This is a genomic window from Clostridium culturomicium, from assembly GCF_000821305.1.
Taxonomy (GTDB): Bacteria; Bacillota; Clostridia; order Clostridiales; family Clostridiaceae; genus Clostridium_J; species Clostridium_J culturomicium.
Genome location: NZ_CCXK01000017.1, coordinates 743,258 through 762,389, shown reverse-complemented (window position 1 = coordinate 762,389; position 19,132 = coordinate 743,258). Strand labels below are relative to the sequence as shown.

27 protein-coding genes are annotated in these 19,132 nt (G+C 30.4%); 2 read left to right on the top strand and 25 right to left on the bottom strand.

Annotation, left to right across the window (positions count from 1 at the left end; genetic code table 11):
- Positions 1-86: 86 nt before the first annotated feature.
- Entirely contained in the window at positions 87-536 is a 450-nt protein-coding gene (locus BN1075_RS20870) for a hypothetical protein (RefSeq protein ID WP_052406593.1), read from the bottom strand.
- Between the two features lie 406 nt (positions 537-942).
- Here BN1075_RS20870 and BN1075_RS16015 point away from each other — a divergent pair, with 406 nt between their 5' ends.
- Both BN1075_RS16015 and BN1075_RS16010 read left to right on the top strand, forming a co-directional pair.
- Positions 943-1,347: a MerR family transcriptional regulator gene (locus BN1075_RS16015; RefSeq protein WP_040194241.1), complete on the top strand. Its 405-nt coding sequence runs from the start codon at positions 943-945 to the stop codon at positions 1,345-1,347.
- 221 nt (positions 1,348-1,568) lie between these two features.
- Complete coding sequence (locus BN1075_RS16010; RefSeq protein ID WP_197072336.1) at positions 1,569-1,892, top strand: hypothetical protein; 324 nt, start codon at positions 1,569-1,571, stop codon at positions 1,890-1,892.
- Between the two features lie 145 nt (positions 1,893-2,037).
- On the opposite strand, the gene BN1075_RS16005 is transcribed toward BN1075_RS16010, so the two are convergent.
- The 24 genes from BN1075_RS16005 to BN1075_RS15895 all read right to left on the bottom strand — a co-directional run bounded on the left by BN1075_RS16005 (position 2,038) and on the right by BN1075_RS15895 (position 18,957).
- Positions 2,038-2,379, bottom strand: a complete 342-nt coding sequence (locus BN1075_RS16005; protein WP_197072362.1) for a PqqD family peptide modification chaperone — start codon at positions 2,377-2,379, stop codon at positions 2,038-2,040.
- A complete protein-coding gene (locus tag BN1075_RS16000) occupies positions 2,372-4,294 on the bottom strand; it encodes an OPT family oligopeptide transporter (protein WP_040194238.1) in 1,923 nt (640 codons plus the stop codon). Before BN1075_RS16000 ends, BN1075_RS16005 begins: the two co-directional genes overlap by 8 nt.
- A 255-nt stretch (positions 4,295-4,549) precedes the next feature.
- Entirely contained in the window at positions 4,550-4,771 is a 222-nt protein-coding gene (locus BN1075_RS15995) for a hypothetical protein (protein WP_040194237.1), read from the bottom strand.
- Positions 4,772-4,840: 69 nt separating this feature from the next.
- A complete protein-coding gene (locus BN1075_RS15990; protein WP_040194236.1) occupies positions 4,841-5,416 on the bottom strand; it encodes a hypothetical protein in 576 nt (191 codons plus the stop codon).
- A gap of 166 nt (positions 5,417-5,582) precedes the next feature.
- Positions 5,583-5,834 (bottom strand): dihydroxyacetone kinase, encoded by a 252-nt coding sequence (locus tag BN1075_RS15985; RefSeq protein ID WP_040194235.1) that lies wholly within the window; start codon positions 5,832-5,834, stop codon positions 5,583-5,585.
- Between the two features lie 7 nt (positions 5,835-5,841).
- Positions 5,842-6,180 (bottom strand): CPCC family cysteine-rich protein, encoded by a 339-nt coding sequence (locus BN1075_RS15980; RefSeq protein WP_040194234.1) that lies wholly within the window; start codon positions 6,178-6,180, stop codon positions 5,842-5,844.
- A gap of 111 nt (positions 6,181-6,291) precedes the next feature.
- Complete coding sequence (locus BN1075_RS15975) at positions 6,292-6,711, bottom strand: GNAT family N-acetyltransferase (RefSeq protein WP_040194233.1); 420 nt, start codon at positions 6,709-6,711, stop codon at positions 6,292-6,294.
- 173 nt (positions 6,712-6,884) lie between these two features.
- Positions 6,885-7,115, bottom strand: coding sequence for a GNAT family protein (locus tag BN1075_RS15970; RefSeq protein WP_052406592.1), 231 nt, complete (start codon positions 7,113-7,115; stop codon positions 6,885-6,887).
- An 89-nt stretch (positions 7,116-7,204) separates the two neighbouring features.
- Positions 7,205-7,447 carry a hypothetical protein gene (locus tag BN1075_RS15965; protein ID WP_040194231.1) on the bottom strand — a complete coding sequence of 81 codons (243 nt, stop codon included), beginning with the start codon at positions 7,445-7,447 and terminating at the stop codon, positions 7,205-7,207.
- 232 nt (positions 7,448-7,679) lie between these two features.
- Positions 7,680-8,051, bottom strand: coding sequence for a YkvA family protein (locus BN1075_RS15960; protein ID WP_040194230.1), 372 nt, complete (start codon positions 8,049-8,051; stop codon positions 7,680-7,682).
- 160 nt (positions 8,052-8,211) lie between these two features.
- The gene (locus BN1075_RS15955; protein ID WP_040194229.1) at positions 8,212-9,141 is read right to left on the bottom strand and encodes a tetratricopeptide repeat protein; all 930 of its coding nucleotides are present in this window, start codon (positions 9,139-9,141) and stop codon (positions 8,212-8,214) included.
- 15 nt (positions 9,142-9,156) lie between these two features.
- Positions 9,157-9,255: a helix-turn-helix domain-containing protein gene (locus tag BN1075_RS21685; protein WP_197072335.1), complete on the bottom strand. Its 99-nt coding sequence runs from the start codon at positions 9,253-9,255 to the stop codon at positions 9,157-9,159.
- A gap of 312 nt (positions 9,256-9,567) precedes the next feature.
- Positions 9,568-9,975 (bottom strand): GNAT family N-acetyltransferase, encoded by a 408-nt coding sequence (locus tag BN1075_RS15950; RefSeq protein ID WP_235777823.1) that lies wholly within the window; start codon positions 9,973-9,975, stop codon positions 9,568-9,570.
- A gap of 18 nt (positions 9,976-9,993) precedes the next feature.
- Positions 9,994-10,530, bottom strand: coding sequence for a signal peptidase I (gene lepB / locus BN1075_RS15945; RefSeq protein WP_040194228.1), 537 nt, complete (start codon positions 10,528-10,530; stop codon positions 9,994-9,996).
- Positions 10,531-10,572: 42 nt separating this feature from the next.
- On the bottom strand, positions 10,573-11,718 hold the full coding sequence (locus BN1075_RS15940; protein ID WP_081911633.1) for a DUF4932 domain-containing protein: 1,146 nt from the start codon (positions 11,716-11,718) through the stop codon (positions 10,573-10,575).
- A gap of 23 nt (positions 11,719-11,741) precedes the next feature.
- The gene (locus BN1075_RS15935) at positions 11,742-12,239 is read right to left on the bottom strand and encodes a GNAT family N-acetyltransferase (RefSeq protein ID WP_040194226.1); all 498 of its coding nucleotides are present in this window, start codon (positions 12,237-12,239) and stop codon (positions 11,742-11,744) included.
- Complete coding sequence (locus BN1075_RS15930; RefSeq protein ID WP_052406591.1) at positions 12,236-12,664, bottom strand: P-loop NTPase family protein; 429 nt, start codon at positions 12,662-12,664, stop codon at positions 12,236-12,238. The genes BN1075_RS15935 and BN1075_RS15930 overlap by 4 nt, the downstream gene beginning before the upstream one ends.
- 67 nt (positions 12,665-12,731) lie before the next feature.
- A complete protein-coding gene (locus tag BN1075_RS15925) occupies positions 12,732-12,971 on the bottom strand; it encodes a histidine phosphatase family protein (RefSeq protein WP_052406590.1) in 240 nt (79 codons plus the stop codon).
- A 52-nt stretch (positions 12,972-13,023) separates the two neighbouring features.
- Positions 13,024-13,857 (bottom strand): carbon-nitrogen hydrolase family protein, encoded by an 834-nt coding sequence (locus BN1075_RS15920; protein WP_040194225.1) that lies wholly within the window; start codon positions 13,855-13,857, stop codon positions 13,024-13,026.
- Positions 13,858-14,116: 259 nt separating this feature from the next.
- Positions 14,117-14,356, bottom strand: a complete 240-nt coding sequence (locus tag BN1075_RS15915; RefSeq protein WP_040194224.1) for a hypothetical protein — start codon at positions 14,354-14,356, stop codon at positions 14,117-14,119.
- Positions 14,357-14,756: 400 nt separating this feature from the next.
- Positions 14,757-15,590, bottom strand: a complete 834-nt coding sequence (locus tag BN1075_RS15910) for a DUF368 domain-containing protein (protein WP_040194223.1) — start codon at positions 15,588-15,590, stop codon at positions 14,757-14,759.
- 393 nt (positions 15,591-15,983) lie between these two features.
- Entirely contained in the window at positions 15,984-17,333 is a 1,350-nt protein-coding gene (locus BN1075_RS15905; RefSeq protein WP_040194222.1) for a B12-binding domain-containing radical SAM protein, read from the bottom strand.
- 234 nt (positions 17,334-17,567) lie between these two features.
- Positions 17,568-18,662, bottom strand: coding sequence for a DUF3810 domain-containing protein (locus BN1075_RS15900; protein WP_040194220.1), 1,095 nt, complete (start codon positions 18,660-18,662; stop codon positions 17,568-17,570).
- 85 nt (positions 18,663-18,747) lie between these two features.
- Positions 18,748-18,957 carry a zinc ribbon domain-containing protein gene (locus BN1075_RS15895; protein WP_040194219.1) on the bottom strand — a complete coding sequence of 70 codons (210 nt, stop codon included), beginning with the start codon at positions 18,955-18,957 and terminating at the stop codon, positions 18,748-18,750.
- Positions 18,958-19,132 lie beyond the last annotated feature (175 nt).

The window sequence follows — 19,132 nt, the reverse complement described above, 5'->3', positions numbered from 1 at the left end:
TAAGGATTTTTTTCGTTATATCCATGATAAAGATAAGTCATTTCTTCACTTGGACGATATAGCTCATATCCTTCTTCGTAGCTTTTTTATTTTACTTTGTTTTTCTTTAGATCCAAAGAAAGCTTTAATCCAATCTTCTTCATTGTTCTCAAACATCCAATGGAAGCCCATTTCCATATGGCCACCATTTCATTATTTACTTTCATTTGTTCAGCAGTTGGAAGCATAGCGCTAATCATTGGATTTGCTTTCAAGGCGTCAATTTCAGCCTTTACTCCCGCACAGTACTGATTAAAATCTACACACCTAAAGTGAAGCTTTTCCTCTAATATATCTGCATCAGTGTACCATTGACCATGGAAATTGAATAAAGCTTGTTGTCTTGGATCATAGACATCCTCGAATCTCGATCCAAGTCCTAACATATTTAAATTCAGGAATTCCCAAGTTGTAAGTCTCCACTTGCTACCACTGCTTAAGTTATAAGCTTTTCTCCAGAAATATTCTGGAACCCAATATTCACATAAATTAGCCATACAAATACCAGATTCTATGGAAGTACTCCATTCTAATACATTGTTTGGAGGCTGATGGAAAACTATTGGCTGATTTGCGCTTACTTCATTGCATGGGTGCTGTCCAGTTTGTCTTATCCCCTTACATAAATTTTAATAAAGCAGTAATTTCTAGTTTAGCCTAATCATTTGATAACAGCATATTTATTGTGTAGTCATGCCACTATTATTTAAAACAAAAAATAGATTATTAAATTTTAATTTGTACCCTCACTTTAAGTTTAATATATCCACCTTGTGGAGAGTCAATTACATTTTTTCTGGAACGCATTGTGTGGTATAATGAATAATATATGTAATTTATTGTATATCTATAGAGAATTTCTATTTTAAAACCGTTCACCTTGGTAACGGTTTGGGAGACGTTATGCGAATCAATGAAGTTGTACAAATTACAGGATTATCAAAAAGAACAATTCACTTTTATATAAAACAAAAACTAATCGTATCAAAGATTAATGAACATAACGGATATAATGAATTTTCAAAAGATGATGTTGATAAATTAATTATTATAAAAAAACTAAGAAGCATAAATTTACCATTAGCTGATATCAAATCTATTTTAATTAATCCAAATACAAGCAATTTCTATCTTCCTAGACATCTAAACAAGTTATATAAGGAGATGGGGAAACTATCAAAATCCATTAGTACTTTAGATTCTTTAATTGATAATCTCCCTTTTGAAGTTACTAAAGTCTCTCTAAAGGAAAGCTTAAGCAACATTAACTTTGAAGAGATTAATGATAACCTAAACCACTACAAGTAACTTCCTAAAGATGCACGCCTTATCTCCTTATACTTATGGGAATCCTATATATACCAATGACTGAGTATCGTAAATACCTTTGGAATAAAGTTTTAAAAATCACAGAACATTAAGCCGAAAACTCCTTGCATGCATTTAATGAGTATTTATTTAATCTTTCAGATATTGAGATTAATTTGGAATTCTCCTTTTATCATAGAACTTTATCTAAGGTATCTGCATTGACTGAAACAGAATATTCAAGTTATGCTAAAGGAATTATTACAAATATTAAGCTATTTTTAACTAATGAAACTTTAATTGAAAAATGGAAACAGACATATTTAATTACGGTAAAGCCATGCACAGCTTTTTATGATTCACCAGTATCAGAACTAATGTGTGAATTCAATCCTAAATATAAAATATATCAAGATAACATTCATAGGTGCTGCAGTCTTGCATATGACTTTCTTAATAGTGAAGCAGGTTGTCCTTTGAAAAATGAACTAATTAAAAAATTGCATGGATATATAGATATTAACTCTTGCACCATGGAGAGCTAGAGTACTTATCTTGTTTTGTGGATAGAAAAAATAATTGAATATTAACTAATGAATTTCTTAAAATAGAAAAAGCAGATAAATTTGATAATCAAATTTATCTGCTTCATAATTTACATATGCTAGATTTAATAAGTCCAGCTTTTGCTTATTCAACTCTGTGAATGTATTTGCAGTTTACATCGATGTGATTTAAAAACACAAGTAATCTCTCATATAATGGTTGAATTTTATCTCCATACTTTAACTCTAGATTTTCACCTATTTCCTTTACTGTTTTACTTCCATCAATTTGAGTGAATACTTCACTGCTGTATTCATCAAACTTAATTTCTTTATACATAGGAATTTTAAATCTAAGCTTTCTAAAGAATTTTTGTATTTTATGATCCTGCTTTTCTAGAACTATCACAATTTTATCATCATCAACCTTATAATCGATATCTTCACTAATTTTGAATTTAATGTTTAGTATTTCTTCGTTAGTCATCATGCTTTACCTTTGCCATCATAATAGGTACAGTGGTAGCTATGACTAAGATTACTAGTAATATAATTGCCATTAGATTTCCTGCTGCAAAGCCTGCTGGAGTTCTTGGCTTAATCACTTTAGATATTTGAAGGATAATTCCTAAAAGACCTATGATAGAACCTCCGGCAACAAGACCTGAAGATAAACTTATTCCATTTGAAACCTTAACTTCTTTTTCCTTATCACTCTTACTCATTTTTTCAATGAATACACGGATTAATGCTCCAACAAGTATGATTGAAGTAGTTGATATTGGAAGATAGAATCCTATAGCTATTGTCATTATTGGCAAATCTAATAGGAATAAGAATAGTGCTATAACAACACCAACAAGAATCATTGGCCAAGGTAAGTTTCCTGACATAATACCAGAAGTTAATGTTGACATTAAGTTTGCTTGTGGAAGAGCAAATGGTGCATCAGCTCCAGTTATTGCTAACTGGCTTTTTAGTACAAGAATAGTTCCTACTGTTACAAGAACTCCTACAATACTAGCGATAGCAAAATCATTTTGCATTTCTTTTTTACTTCCACCAATAACATAAGTAACCTTTTGAGACTGGCTGTATCCACCTGCTACTGATATTGCAGTAACCATGAAGGCTGCAAATAGAAGTAAAGATTTATTATCTGCCAAGCCCTTCCATCCCATTATAACAAATACTAAAGTCAAGATAACTAGAGATGCAATGGTCATTCCTGATACAGGTAGGTTTGATGTTCCTATTGTACCAGCCAAACGGCCTGATACTATTATGAATAATAAAGATAGTATTAAAGAAACGATAGCTGCAACAATTCCCATTAGAATACTTTGAGATATAAATACTCCTGCTGCAAAAGCAATAACAATACCAACTAAAAGTACTATCATTTCACTAGAACTACTTTCTGCACCTGTATCTTTGTTAGATCTAGCCTTTAAGGTTTCTTTTAAAGAAACGATTATTGTTGGTATAAGTTTTAAAGCACCTATAATTCCTCCACAAAGCATCATTCCAGCACCTATATATTTAACATAGCTTCCGGATATAGAGTTTACATCCATTTGATTTATTAAAATTGATACATCATTCCATGCTTTAAAATCAGTATGAGCCATGTCCGTAAAATAACCAATTAATGGAGCAATACCAAAGTTAGCAAGAACTGAACCAGCAAACATGGTTAATGAAACTTCAAGTCCAACTATAAAGCCAATACCTAAAAGTAGAGGGTTAACCTCTGTAGAAAACTTCCATTTGTAAAACTTACTGCCCACATAAGTAATAGTATTGTTGATTAAATTTAAGAAAGAACTAGTTAAAACGTTAATAATTCCACTAATTCCAAAACCAATTCCCATATACTTTATGGCATCTCCACCACCTTCAGAAGCTACTAAAGTTTCCGAGATCGCCATTGCTTCAGGATACATAAGCTTCCCATGCTCTTCAACTATTAGATAGTTGTAAACTAAGGAAACTCCTCCAATTCCAAATAAAGACCCACCTATTCCAACACTTATTCCTTCTAGGAAAGTAAAGCTGCTTCCAATTAAAATAATTGCAGGAAGAACATAAATAAGTCCACTTGCTATTGATTCTCCACCACTTGCCATACCTTGTGTAATGTTCTTTCCAAGAATACCTTTAGCTTTTGCGGTAACTCCAACAAGCATAGAACCTATAATTGCACCAGGTATTCCTGCCGCAACAGTTAATCCAGATTTCATTCCTGAATAAGCTGTTGATGCTGCAAATATAACGGCTAAAACTATCCCTATAATCATTACTGCAGCATTTGTACCTGTTTGTGACTTATCAGTTACGTAAGGAACATAGTCTTTTCCATGTACGCCACCATAAGCATCTTTCGATAATTTGTTTTTCATATATAATCTCCTTCCTTCGATTTAAATACTAATACTTGCTTAGTATGTGCAATTTTTCATTTACATAATTATAAAATTTTATTTTTTATGAGAAAGAATTGATTACTTTATGAAAAAGCCTATAGATACAAAATCGATTTGTTTCGTGAAGACATTGATTTTCTGCGCTTTGAGTAATAATATATAATTAATTTGTAAAAAAATAAATCAGTTTAGAAATTTATTCCTAAACTGATTTAAGATAGTTTTTATTAATTAAGCCTTATGATTCAGCATAATATTTTTAACTTGTTCAACACTTTCAGGTTTTATTAGTTTCATCATTCTAGGGATGAAGCTCACCATGTATTCTTGGTTAAAGGTGCCATCATCTTGCTTTTTAAAACTTTCTGCTAGTAATTCCTTAGCTCTATCTCTATTTTCATCTTCTACATTTTGCATTATAAAGTTATAAAACATTTCTTGTCCTTGGTTCATTTGTATTTCCTCCTAAATATATGTATTTCATATATTTTAATATAATGTAAGGTGTTTTTCAAATTTATTTTAATATCTTAGTTTTAAATATATTTTTTCATCTTCAATTTCAAAGTCACATTTTTCTTCAAGAGTTTCTTTAGATTTTTCAAGTCTCTGTTTATTCATTTTAATGAGATCACCAGATATAATTGGCGTATTGGTTTCACTCCAGAAAACATCGAATCTAGCTGGATTACTACCATCTAGTGTAGGAATTGCCCGCTTTAAGAATAGATTTATTTCTTCATAAAAATGTACAGAAGTTGATTGTCCTAAACCTGGCACTACTTTAACAAGCAAGATATGCTCATTATTAGGAGATCTGTACTTTTCAAAGTCATTAAAAGCAGTACCACTGGTAAGAAGTATACTAGATCCATAAATACATAAGTACAAAATAACAGCTATACTAAAAGAGAAGTTTTTAACCATAGCTATTAAAATTACTGCAATTATAGCATAGATAACAATATAAGAATACAAAGACATATCACTCATCAAGGTAATTTCAAACATTGCTCCTATTAGTATTTTTATAATCGGTATTAAAATTACTAAGCCAGACAAAATAAATTTTAGAATTTTAAATTTATCCTTTCCCATAGTTATGCCACCATAATTACAACATATATCTTTAACTTAAGTGTTCATATACTTATTTTACCGTTAAATCGAAAGGCTTAATAGAAAAAGGTTACTTAATATCAGATATCATTAGATAACCAATTTAAGTAACCAAATAATATTTTATTAAATTTAATTATTTATTTTAGCCTTTTAATCCTCGAGATTGACGTTCCATATCTTCAATCACAATATCATATATCTCTCCTAGAGAAGAGCAATACTTTAGAACATCCCAAGGTTCATTTGTATGATAATGAATTTTGATAAGTTCATCATCACCAACGGCAAGTAAACAATCTCCTTTGAAATTATTATTAAAATATTCAGTTATTGCATCCTCATCAAGATTTTCACCTTCGATTAATAACTGAGTGTCATATCTGTACTCCAACATAATTAATTCATCCTTTCTCATTATACTCTGTGTCTTCATTTAATCTGGAATATTTCTTTAAAGCAGGCAATACTACTCCATGTATTTTATAGTTATTCCGAGCTTCATTAAGGGTTAAGCCATGATTTTGATCACTGGGTTCATCTTCTGTCCTAAGGAATAAGTCAATTTCCCATAAACATACTGGACAAATGTATGCTAAAGCATTTCCCCTATTAGGAATGGTATTCTTTTCACAACAAGGACAAGGACATTTTTCCTGAATCTCATCCTGCGTAGTTAATACATCCTCCATAGAGGAACTATCACCGACTTGTGGTAAGAAGATTAATTTATAATTATTCATTAAATTACACCTACCATAGGAATATAATCTATATTATACCATTTTACTTTAAATCATACAAAAAACAAGAATTAGTTTGTATTTATAAGAAAGTGAAATGTTTATCTTAATTTAAGCATCAAAATTATATTTTGCAAATGCAACTCCGTCAAATTTGTCTACAGACGACATTCCATTTTTCTCATAAAAAGATTTAGTCTTTACTGTATCATCAGTTACAAGAACAATTTGCCTTATATGACTGTATCTTTTTAAAACTGACTTTAAGAGATGTGAACCTATACCTAACCCCTGATAATCATCATTAACTAAAATGTCCTGCACATAGATAATTGAAGCATCATCACCTATCACTCTAATTAACCCAATTAAAGTTTCTTCATGAAAAGCTCCAATATTAAACAATGAATTTCTATATGCTTTTGCAAGTTTTTCAGGCTCCTTGGTGTAAGCAATCCAACCAGCATTTTTGTATAATGTCAATAAATCCTTTATTTCATACACGCCATTTTCTACATATTTTATATTCATTTATATTCCCCATCTCATATTAATTTTTAAACTAGTATGCTATGTGGGTAATTTTAATATGCCACATAGCATTAATTCCATAATTTAATCACTTTAATACCTCCAATATGTGAATTTTGAACTCTAAAATCTCATTTAAATATTAGATATTTTTAGTATTGAAATAAAATTATTTAATATTTGTTCCAATATGTTTGTCTATTCTCCACTTGAGAGTTTACTTCAACAACAAATGTGGTGTTGATTAAAAATGATTTATTCCATTTATCTAAGTCAATATCTTTTGTAGCCCATACATCCAGTTGTTCTTTTGTGTAATGTGCAGAGTTTACAGTATGAACTGTGTCATAAAATAATTTAGCTAAGGCTGCACAATCTTCAGGTCTGTATCTTCTAGCTAACATATTATATTCATACCTCCTTTTATAAAAACTGTAATATATATAATATATGATAAAATTAGATTTTCTTATGATAGGTTCTAGTAAACAAATTACTTTTTATAAAATCCGTAAATATTAAATGTTGTACCTATTATAAGTAAAGCCAATCCTAGATAATAAAAGACAAAGGTATATTCGCTAAGGTAACCTATAAATACAGCTCCTAAAAGAGTAACTTCTATACCCAATAGCATTAATTTTGTAGATGATAGGTTTGGAGTAAAACTTAAAATTATCAATGTAGGTACTGATATTATAATAATTACAGAACAAATGACAATTAACGTATCCATAAATTTGCCTCCTTAAATTATAATTTGTTCTAATCAATCTAAGTATTGCTTTTCTATTTCATATGAGTAAAATAGCTTTTCATGTAGATAAATTTTAAAATATTGTATGGAACCTATTTTATATATCGTACTTATATATTACCATATTAATGAATTTATTGAAATTTAAACATATTAAAGATTGCTTTCAAAAAAAGAGCATTTCTGCTCTCATTGTTTCTTTTTATAATAATTAAGTAATAAAAGGTTTTAAAATAAGTAGTATTAAAAATACCCAAATTAATATGATTGGTATGGAATAATACCACTTTTCAGGTTTCCCATCATTCCATAGGTGTTCTGCTTCAATTCTACACTGATTAAAGACTTCTTTTGGAATAAACTTCACTGTCAAGGCTATAAGCAAGGGCAGTAAAATTATATCATCTAGAAATCCAATAGCAGGAATAAAGTCAGGAATAAGATCTATTGGTGATAAAGCATATCCAACAGTCATTAAAGCAAATACCTTTGCAATTATTGGTGTTTCTTTCTTTTTCAATGCAATATACACTGAAGGAATGTCTAATTTTAATTTTTTGGCTCTTGCTTTTAAATCTATCATTGTACTCTCCATGAAATAATTTTAAACTCATAATATAGCTTATTCATGTAAATTGAATTTATATCATTGAAGGAATCAAATATATTATTACTATTCGAAATTCTCTTCAATAAATTTTATATAGTCTTTTCTTAATACTTCATTAGAATGCTCTTACACTTTATGCTTCTTTCTCTTGGATTATTAAAGATTTCAATCTTTCAATCTCACGTCTATGTTCATCAATACTGTTGCCGCTTGTAACCTTATAATCTTCCTTTAAGCATTTTATGATTTCCTTCCTATCTTCAATTGCTGCATTATAATCACCCATGGTTTCATGCAACTGTGCAAGGGAAAATAGTCCATCTGTAATTCTTGGATGCTCCTGCATTTTGAAGCAATATTCATAGTCTTCAAGTGCTTCATTGATCTTTCCTATCTTTTTAAATCTATCAGCTCTTGAACAGTAAGCTTGCCAAGTGCTTGGATATTCTCCAACAGCTTCATTCCATAATTTTAAAGCTTCTTCAAAGTTTCCATTTCCATAAGCAACATCTCCCATATAAATGTAATACTGATGATTAGAATTTACTATTTTTAATTCTTCAATATAGGGTATAGCTTCATCATATCTTCTATCATTTAACAAGTTTTCTATGATCACATATAGTCCACGATAGCTCTTTGGATTTTTCTTTAAAAACTCTTTGAAATATTCAATTACAGTGAAATTATTATCATCCCACTCATCACCACAAACTCCTCCATTTGCTTCTAAAAATGCAACAAATCCACCTTTATTTGTTGGTTCTAATTCTAAAACCTTCTTTGCGTATTCAGAAGCTAGTTCATGATCGCTGTGTGCTCTATGATTGTATAAATCAGCAAGATTTTCATAAGCCCTTACATTGGAAGGCTCATCTTTAATAACTTCTTCTAAGAAATGAACTGCATGTTCAAAGGTCTCCTTCTTTATTCTGCACTCACTCCAAAACATATTTTCAATTCGCTCAAACTCTGCTTCATTGGGCATCTGAAATAATTCATCTATTGTAACTCCAAAGTATGCTGATATGTTAGGCAATAATGAAATATCAGGCACACTCATCTCAGTCTCCCACTTTCAAACTGCTTGATATGAAACACCTAAGTAATCTGCAAGTTCATCTTGCTTCACATTTTTCTTTAATCTTAAAGATTTAATCTGCTTTCCTATATTCATTTTAACTCCTCCATGTTCAACTAGCATTAGATTAGTGTTTATTCATCAGCTGATAATTACATTATATTCCTCACTTTACAATGAAACAATGGAGGCATATTTGATTGAATTCTACTATTGGTTGAATAATTAATTTCTATATTTCCTATAATAAAAATAGCTGTCACTTTCCATATTAGGCTGTCTATGTCCTAAAGGCGTTCTCTTTTCAAATAGCTCAAAACCACACTTTTCTGCTAATATGCAAGATGCTGTATTGGCACAATCAATGGTTAAAATAAGGTAAGCAATATCAGATACCTTGAAACACCACTACACTAGCTTGTTAACAGCTTCTACTGTATAACCCCTTCGCTGATGGTTTTCTGACATAAAATAAGCTACTTCAACCTCATTTAATGTATCTTCAAGGCCCATTCCAACCATTCCAATCATTTCATCCGTATCACGTAATGAAATAACATATCTTTTATTTTCATATACATCAACGGAATTTATTTGTGATTGGTGCCAATCAATATATGCAAAATATGCTTCTGGTGAATCTCCCCCCTCAGACCAATCAGACATAAATCTCAAAATATCTTTCTCCCTAACAATATTATATAGTTTCTCTGCGTCTTTTCTTTCAAAATCTCTAATTACTATTCTGTCGGTTTCAATTCTCATATTTTTACCACCTGATACTGCTGCAATTGATATTACTAATGGTTTCCCCATAGCTTTATTCTTTCGCAATTAATCAAATTTCTTCATTTCATTAAATGGGTATACTCTTATAAAGGCTTTTCCAACAATGTCCTCTAAAGCTACTGACCTAACATATGATTTTCTGCTGTCATCACTATTAGGCCTATTATCTCCCATTGCAAACACATGATTAGAAGGCACAATTATATCAATATCCCCCTCTGTGTATACTCCGTTTATATAATCTTCATCTAAAAGCTCATCATTTATATAAACTTTGCCATCTTTTATAATCAAATGTTCATTAGGCAAGGCAATAACTCTTTTAACCAAATCCTTATTTTTATTAGTTGTTTGATCTACTAAATCTGTGTGAAAAATAATAATGTCTCCTCGATTTGGAACTCCGCTTTTATAAGTTAGCTTATTAACTAGAAGAAGATCATTATTTTCTAGGGTTGGATACATGGATTGACCATTAACAATGGTAGGCAGTGCAGCTAAACTTATGCCAATTGCAATAACTAAAGAGATCACAATGGTTTTACACCACTCAAAGATTTCTTGCTTAATCTTACTTTTCATCTTACTCTCCTTATACATAAACCTGAATTGTTTTACTTTTAATTATAACGTCTTCAACAAATTTAAAATTTCAGGATAAAAATCTTCAAAGGTAGGATATTTATCTCTGTTTGGTTCATATTCATTCTTTAATAAATTTGTAAGTTGCCTTATATAAATGAATCCATTTTGGGATTCCATATCAATTAAGTTTAATGACTTATACCTTCCATCATGAATTTCTGTTAACCTTATAACTACAGCTCTAACCAAATGTTCATTTAAACAGATTTCCCAGTTAGAATATGCCTGCTTACTCATTTTATTATTTATAGGCTTAAACAATTCTTCATATTCATTAACTTTATCAATATTTTTATCTGTAATGTTATTTATGAAGGAGTGACTAAATTCATGTCTAACTAAATATTTAAAGGTAAATTCATCTCCAAACGTAGGTATATCATTTATTATTCCTGCACTACCTTGAATAGAGTATATATCAAAATTACCATCTGTATTTTTTATTGATGGTCCATAGTTATTTGCATATAATATTCCACTAAGAATAATATTATAGCTGTTTTGTTTTCCCCCATAGTAATTTTCAATCTGATTTATATAATTTACGTTACCTGAACTTTCAACTGCACTCTCTACAATATTTTTGTAATACTCCTTATGATTATTATAAAATTCATAGAAATTACTTTCTTTACAAAAGTCCTGTAGAGCCTTTACAAACTTTAAAAAGTTCTTTTCGCCACCAACTCTTTTCATAATTTGTTTATACATGTAATCTTTCTTATCAATGTCTTCTCTTACACTTAAGTTAGGAGTATTTGTTAAAAAAAGCATTCCAGTGGGTGGTGCATCATAGGAAAATCCTCTTTCAAGCATAGAATCAAGTAGCTTTACGGCTTTGTGATTTTTGTAATCTCCGAACCACTCCTCTACCTCCTTTTTATAAGAAGAGTTAAATGGTATTATACTAAGAACATTCTCATTATATTTAGGGCTTAAATATATAATGATTGATAAAAGTTCGATTCTTGGATCTATTGAAAAATTAATGTTGTTTAAAGTTTTAATTACTGACTCATTTTCAGCTGCTAGTTCAAAGTTCTTTTCATCCGCTTTATTCATAGTTGAACATCCTGATAAACATATCATAATGAAACTTAATAAAATAACTAGACACTTTTTCACCTATACCATCCCCTTAATTAAATCTATTTTATATATCTACACTCTATTAAAGGCATACCAATGTTAATTTCTTTACTTGTTCCATCAAAGGTAAATCCACTCTTTTCATAGAATTTGATTGCTTGTACATTATCCTTTAAAACCCAAAGTGATATCTTCTCATATCCACGATTTTTAAGTTCAGCTATACCCCACTGGATAAGTATTGAACCAATACCCTTACCCCATACTTCAGGTAAAAGATATATGCCCCAGATCTCTCCATGTGAGTTGTCTAAGTCAATATCCCTGGCTTTACCAATACAAATTAATCCTAAAGGAGTACCATCTTCATAAATAATTGCATCTTGCTCCCAGCCTTCTGTTAAGGCTTTTCTAAAATATGCTCCTCGTTTTTCAGCTGTGATATTATTCAAAACTTCTTCGGGAATAATGTTTCTATAAGCAACCTTCCAAGAGGATGCATGTATATTTCCTAATACTTGAAAATCATCACTTGTAGCATAATTTACTTCAATCATTGATATCCCCCATAAAAATCATAACGCCGAACAAGGTCAAGAAATTTCATGTGATTTTCATACATATCTCCACCTGGAAGTATCCTAGAACCAAACCTTGAAAATTCACGTTTGTTAATTCGTTCTATACGTAATTCAACAGGGACAGAATTAAGTACAGCCCAATCAAATAGTGGTACAAAAGGCTCATTATAACTATCCATGGATCCAGACATAACAAAGTTTGGAAACTTGGAGATATCCTCCATTAACAGCTTTGTAAGTTCTTTTCTTGGACGTGTAGCAGTAAAAGGAAGGTCACTATCTTTGAGCCACAAATAATCGTCTAAGTCAAAATGCTTGAAACCAAGCCTTAGAGAAACCTCTCTTCCTAGGGTTGTTGTACCCGAACCTGGTGAGCCAAATATAATTATTCCTCTTGACATTTTATACTCTCCCCTTGCCTTGAATATTGATAATACTCAAATCAATTATCTAGGGTGAATTCAACGACTATCTTATAAATGACATATCACCCATTCTTCTAATAACTCTTTTACCATTAACTGTTTCATTCATAAAACTTACACCACCTGCAAAACCAAACAAGTCGCATTTATTAAGCATTTCAATATCCATACCTAGCCACATGGCATTAAATACACTAAGTAAATCTCCATGGGAAACTATAATTATATTCTCATGTTCATTATTCATTATTTCATTAAAAAAAATGGTAATAATCTGTTTCATTCATCTCTTCTGCTTTCTGCATCTGAAAAAATTTTATCATCTATATGATTTTTTATTTTCTCACAAAAGGTTCATTAATATTTTCATTTAGTAATTCTCCATAGGCTTTTACTTTGCGAAAGGTATTGCCCATCATTTCGTTCTCTCGGTAATTACGAATTTTATCCATATCAAAATCTGCATAATATAATCCTTCAATCATAGGCTCAGCTAACAATAAAGTATTATCAACACATTGTCCATCTTCATTCCAACAGATTGGTGAGAAGGCACAGGAGCACCCTGCATTTATTCCATTAGGATTCGCCATTGCAACTCCTACCATATTTTCATAGGCACGAGTAGATAAAGCTTGTACACGTGGCTTCATTGCTTCACAATCATTGGGAACTAAAATGATTTCTGCCCCTTTCATCATTAATACTCTAGCACTTTCTGGATATTCTCTGTCATAGCAAATCATAACCCCCAATTTAATGCCATGAAAATCACATACTTTAAATTCGCTTCCACTTTCTAAAGCAGCTTCAGCTGCAAAATCACAGGTATGAACTTTAGAGTATTTCATAATAACCTTTCCAGTTTTGTCTATTACAAAGGCTGTATTCTGTGGTTTATATTTTCCTTTAGAAAATGCTGTGGCTATCACTCCTACACTATAGTTCTTTGCAGCACTACAAACCTTCTTTATATAAATACTATCATCCTCTAATGCATCTTCCATATTAATTGGAAAGTTATATCCTGTAATAAAACACTCTGGCAGTAACAAAATATCAGCTTTATTTTCAGCAGCTTCTTTTATTTTGTCAATTATAGTTTCAACATTTTTCACTTTGTTGTTTATTTCAGGGCGCATTTGCAAAACAGCAATCTTTAAATTCATCTTTATTCCTCCGTATACATGGTGTATTAAATTTATTAATTCTCACAAAAATCTTTATGCAATTAATATATTGCTTATTATTTAATCAAATTTTAAGTTTATTCAATCTACTTTAAGCTTTTTACTTAAGCTATAACATACTTTTCCATATACTGTTATTAATCTATCACAATAATATTTCTTTTTCATTCTCAATGTTTTCAGCTTTAATAATATTTATCATCATAATCCAACTCCTATGTTAACATTACAATATAATCTACTCTGTTTGAGATTTTTCATCAATAGATTTTTCCATTAGCTTAGCTGAAATATAAGAGTTTGTGGCAATAGTATCTAAGGCATTAATTATATATTCTAATGTAAAAAGAAATAAAACAATAATTGAACCAACTATAGCAATTGAAATAAATAATATGAAAAATTCGCCCATAAAGGCTCCTGATAATAATAGGAAAAATATCATCAAACCAGTTATCCATATAATAATCCATGCCATAATGTGTAATGCTTTTTGTAAATCCTTTGCCTCAATAAAAAGCCTCCTTATATCTACTAATCCAATTAATAGGATATAACTATTTTACCACATATATACATTTAAAAGATTATAATATTATATTTTTTAATAAACTTAAAGTTAAATCTTAAACCAAAGAACACTTCAAAATTTACTATCAAAGTATCTTAAATATGCTTTTTTATTAAATCTTTTATTAGGTTTATCATATTGGTATCTTTTGCAGAAAATTAGTAAATCAGTTAAACTATATACTTTGAAATATAAAAAACCTCATTAACTTAAATGATAATCATAGAAGTTAATGAGGTTAAAGTTTTATTGTAAATATAAAGCTTTTACTTATTTAAAAAACAAATATATGTTTTCTTAATATTAATTACTTTACTGCATCCATATTCTTTTTTCTTTCATTCAAGGATAAGAAACTAATTGCTCCAAATCCTAATGCAAAAGTTATAATACAGGTTATTATTGTTAACCCTTTTGGTACTCCAGGGAAAACCTCCGCCATTGAACCCAAGATAAATCCAAGGATAATTAAATAGGTTGCCTCTGGAAACTTGTTCATAACATACTCTAATAATTTTGTTGTTAAAACAATCCCAAGGATTAAGCCAATCCCTAATGGAATAAGAAACGGTAAATAAAATTCACTTATTGCTTTTATTGTTGTATCGTACAAGCCCATGATAAGCAAGATATAAGATACACTGATTCCAGGTAAAATTAAAGCTATAGCTGCAATAAAACCTGCTACCCATAAAAGAAGAAAATTTGTAACTCCCTCTGCAGCATTTGGTTGAAAGGTTTCCTGAGTACCCATTGAGAACAACATAACAACTAAAATACCAATAGCGATATAAACTGGTATCTTCCACGAAAAAGATTTAATTTTAGCTTCTTTTAATATAAGTGGAATACTAGCAGCTACAGCACCTAAAAAGAAATAAGTCATCGGCATAGGATAAGTTTCAATTAAGTACAGAATTGGTTTTGCAAAGAGTAATATCCCAATGCCACCACCCATACAAAATAGAGCTAAAAAAAGGAAGTTTTCCTTTATATTTTTCATAAATGAGCTTACAGCATGCACTAGTTTGGTATATATGCCTAATATCATTGCCATAGAACCACCACTTACACCTGGCACTAGCATTGTTCCACCAACAATTAAGCCCTTAAATACCGTTGAGAAATTATTATTTTTCATCCTTTAGCACCTCTTTATATAAAAATGATTTTATCCATGTTTCTTTATGCACTTTTACTATTTATCCCCCCTGACTGCTTTAAGCTGCCACAAAAGTACTTAATTAAAAATCATATGTCATACTGATAATAATATATCCTTATAGTATTATCCACTTTCTTAATTTCAATACTGATGATCTTTACTTTCTAATATAAATCAAGCAAATTATTCTTTTGGTGCAACTTTACAAAGAAATAATACTAAAAATCTTGACTATCTTATAATATATCCATTTAAATAATTTTACAACTATGTAATATTATCCATGCATATTTGAGCAATATATAAGATTTTAAAGTAAAAACTAGTACTTTCATTTTAATTATAAGAAGTGCTTCAATAATTATTCTATCACTTTAGTGTTCTAACTAAGGTTCCTCTTGCTGTTGAAAGAAGTTCATTCTTAATTAGAAAATTCCATACTGGCTCAAACTTTTTCCAAGCACCTGCATAGGAAAAATGCTTCATTTTCATTCTAATTTCCTCATGTTCTTTTGATGACTTTATGATATTTCCCCACCTATAAAAATCTTTATAAGCTTTGTTATATCCATACTCCATCTGCTCTTTGGTAATATTAGGGTGATTAAATACTAAATGTCTTGTATCGTAAAGTCTCCAATCATTGGTATATATCCTTTTATCATGAATCATCTTCTTATATATTGATGTACCAGGATATGGAGTTAAAATATGATTAGTGGCTGTAGTTATTCCATTATTTATTGCCCATTCAGTGGTTTTATCAAAAACATCTAAATTATCGTTATCTAATCCAAAGATGAAGCTTCCATTTATCATAATTCCCAATTGATCAAGCTTTTTGATGGCTTGGTTATAATCCATGTTTATGTTAGAAAGCTTATTTGCTTGAATCAAGCTATCCATATTAACACTTTCAAAGCCAATGAAAGCGCTTCTGAAACCTGCTTCATAGGCCAGCTCTATTGTATCGTCCTCTAATATGGAATCTACGGTTATTGCCCCTTGAAAAACACGGTTCATGCCCTTCATCTCTTTAAAAACCTGTCTCACCAGCTTTTTATCAGCCAAAATGTTATCATCAAGAAAGTATAAATGTCTTCCCTTCATACTCTCTATCTCTTTCAAAATTCTATCTACCTCATAGGTAAAAAAGGTCTTTCCTCCTTGAAAAAAAGAACTGACATAACAAAAGGAGCATTTATTAGGACATCCTCTTGAAAACACCATAGAATTAGGCACCAGGTATTTTTCTCTTTTAAATAAATCTCTTCTTGGTAATGGAAGTCCTTCTAAGGATACTTGTCCTTGTTCATAAAAGGGCTTTATATGGCCATCCTTACAATCTTTTAAAAACTCTACAAAGCTTCTCTCCCCTAAACCTAAAAGGACGGTATCGCAATGTGCCTTTGCTTCCTGTGGTAACGATGTAGCATGAATACCACCCATAGCAACCTTTATTCCTCTGCTCCTATAAGAATCTGCAATTTTATAAGCCCTAAAAGCATTAGTTATATAACTTTCAATACACACCAAATCCGGATTATCATTTAAGTTAATTTCCTCAACATGTTCGTCTACAATTTCTATTTCATCATCTTCATCACATAAAGATGCAAGAGTTGCTAAACCTAAAGGCGGAAATAATGAATACTTTATAGGTCTCCAATATGGGCTTTTCGCTTCTTCCAAGGCAGGAAGAATAAATCTTATTTTCATTATACATTCTCCTTTTTAATCGGATGCTCTTCGTTCAAAATTTGTGTAAAGCAGTTCTAGATTATCCTTAAACATTGTGTTCTAAGTTCTGTTTTCTCATAAAGTATTTTAAATGGATTACTATTATGGATATGATTAAATACAATGCTCATATTTCAAATTATATACTATAATATTACCACAATTTGTTATATAGACATATGCTATTTACCATGTTTTAAATAGGTGGATATGTTATTTTAAATAAGTCATATAATAATCAAGGAGTAAATCTACCATTCTTCCATAGCTTTTTTCCCCATCTGATATTCCATTAGATTTCAAATAAGTGTCATTAACTTTACTTGAAACCTTCTCAATTTTACCAGAGTATTTATCCCAGAATTCTACTCTATACTCTCTGTCTATCTCCACATCCTCCGATTTCTTTGCGCTAAGGGTTTTATATAACTCTGGATCAGCCTTATATAAGGCATTTGCAGTATTGCCTAGGGCTAAGATATATCCTGAATATTGAAAATCCTTATCTGGGTGCATTGAACTTACAAGAAAGGCAATAAAGTTTGCTTCATCCTCCCTTGCAAAGCCCCTTTGATGAGCCATTTCATGAAGGGTGGTTGCAGGAACCGTCATTAAAGGAGCATTAACATTTACTCCTGGCTGACCAGTGTAAGGAAAATATATGCCTGTTATTCCTGTGTAATTGAAGAACTCTGAAAATATAAGCTGCTTAGGAGTTCCAAAGGAGCCTTTCAAAACCGAAAATTCCTTTGAAGCATTTTCATATCCTAAAGGTGCTCTGTCTAAAGCTGACTGATACCCACCCTTAACTGTGGCAATATTGTTTTCGTCAACGTAAATTTCTTCCCTTAAAGCATTGGTTTTATCTATAAGGTATTCATAAAGCTCACCAAGTTCCTTTACTGTATGCTTTTCATTATTCATTTTCAATCCTTCATAAAGGGGTATTCTATTATAATTTAATCCCCAAAGTGCAATGAATAGAAAATATGCAACTGAGATAACCACAGCGCAGTTAAGAAGGAAATTCACAGCTCCTCTTTTCAAACTTGTTTTATGACGACATATGCTGAAAACTGTGTATATAAAATACCCAACAACTCCTATAACTGAAGTGATTATGGTGGGTTCATACATGGAAAATGGAATGAAATTAGTAATTGAGCTTAGAATTTTGATGGTAAACCTATTTACTCCCAAGGAGTAATACTTTTCAATGAAATGAGGATTAAAAACTGCCAGATAATTGATAATTAATGCTAATGGAAAAAGAAATAGTAATGAAATTCTCACTTTATACTTTTTCAAAAGAAAACACCTCTTTTTCTATAACTTAAATGTAAAAAAGCCCTTAAAACTCTATTGTATAGAAATTTTAAGAACTTATCTTTTATTAACCCATTAAGAAATCTAATATATTCCAACCACTGTCACTATTTGCTTTATAAAGCTCTGTGTAACCACATCTTGTACAGCTTATTGTTATAAATTTTTTATTTTGAACGTCGAATATCTTAGCAAAATTTCCACCTGTTGCTTGAAACTGGTCTGATTCAAAACCTTGATTACCACATTTAGCACATACATATTGCTTTTGCTCCATGAATAATCCCTCCTAACTTACTTAAATCTTGTGTATAATTATAGCATTTATTTTTATAATTTTCAAAAAATTAATTAAAATTTTTAGAATTAAGTTTCTGACCCTTATTTATAGTTTCAAGTTTATAAATATCCCAATATTAAAATTAAATATACTTTTCTGCAAAATTTTAAGG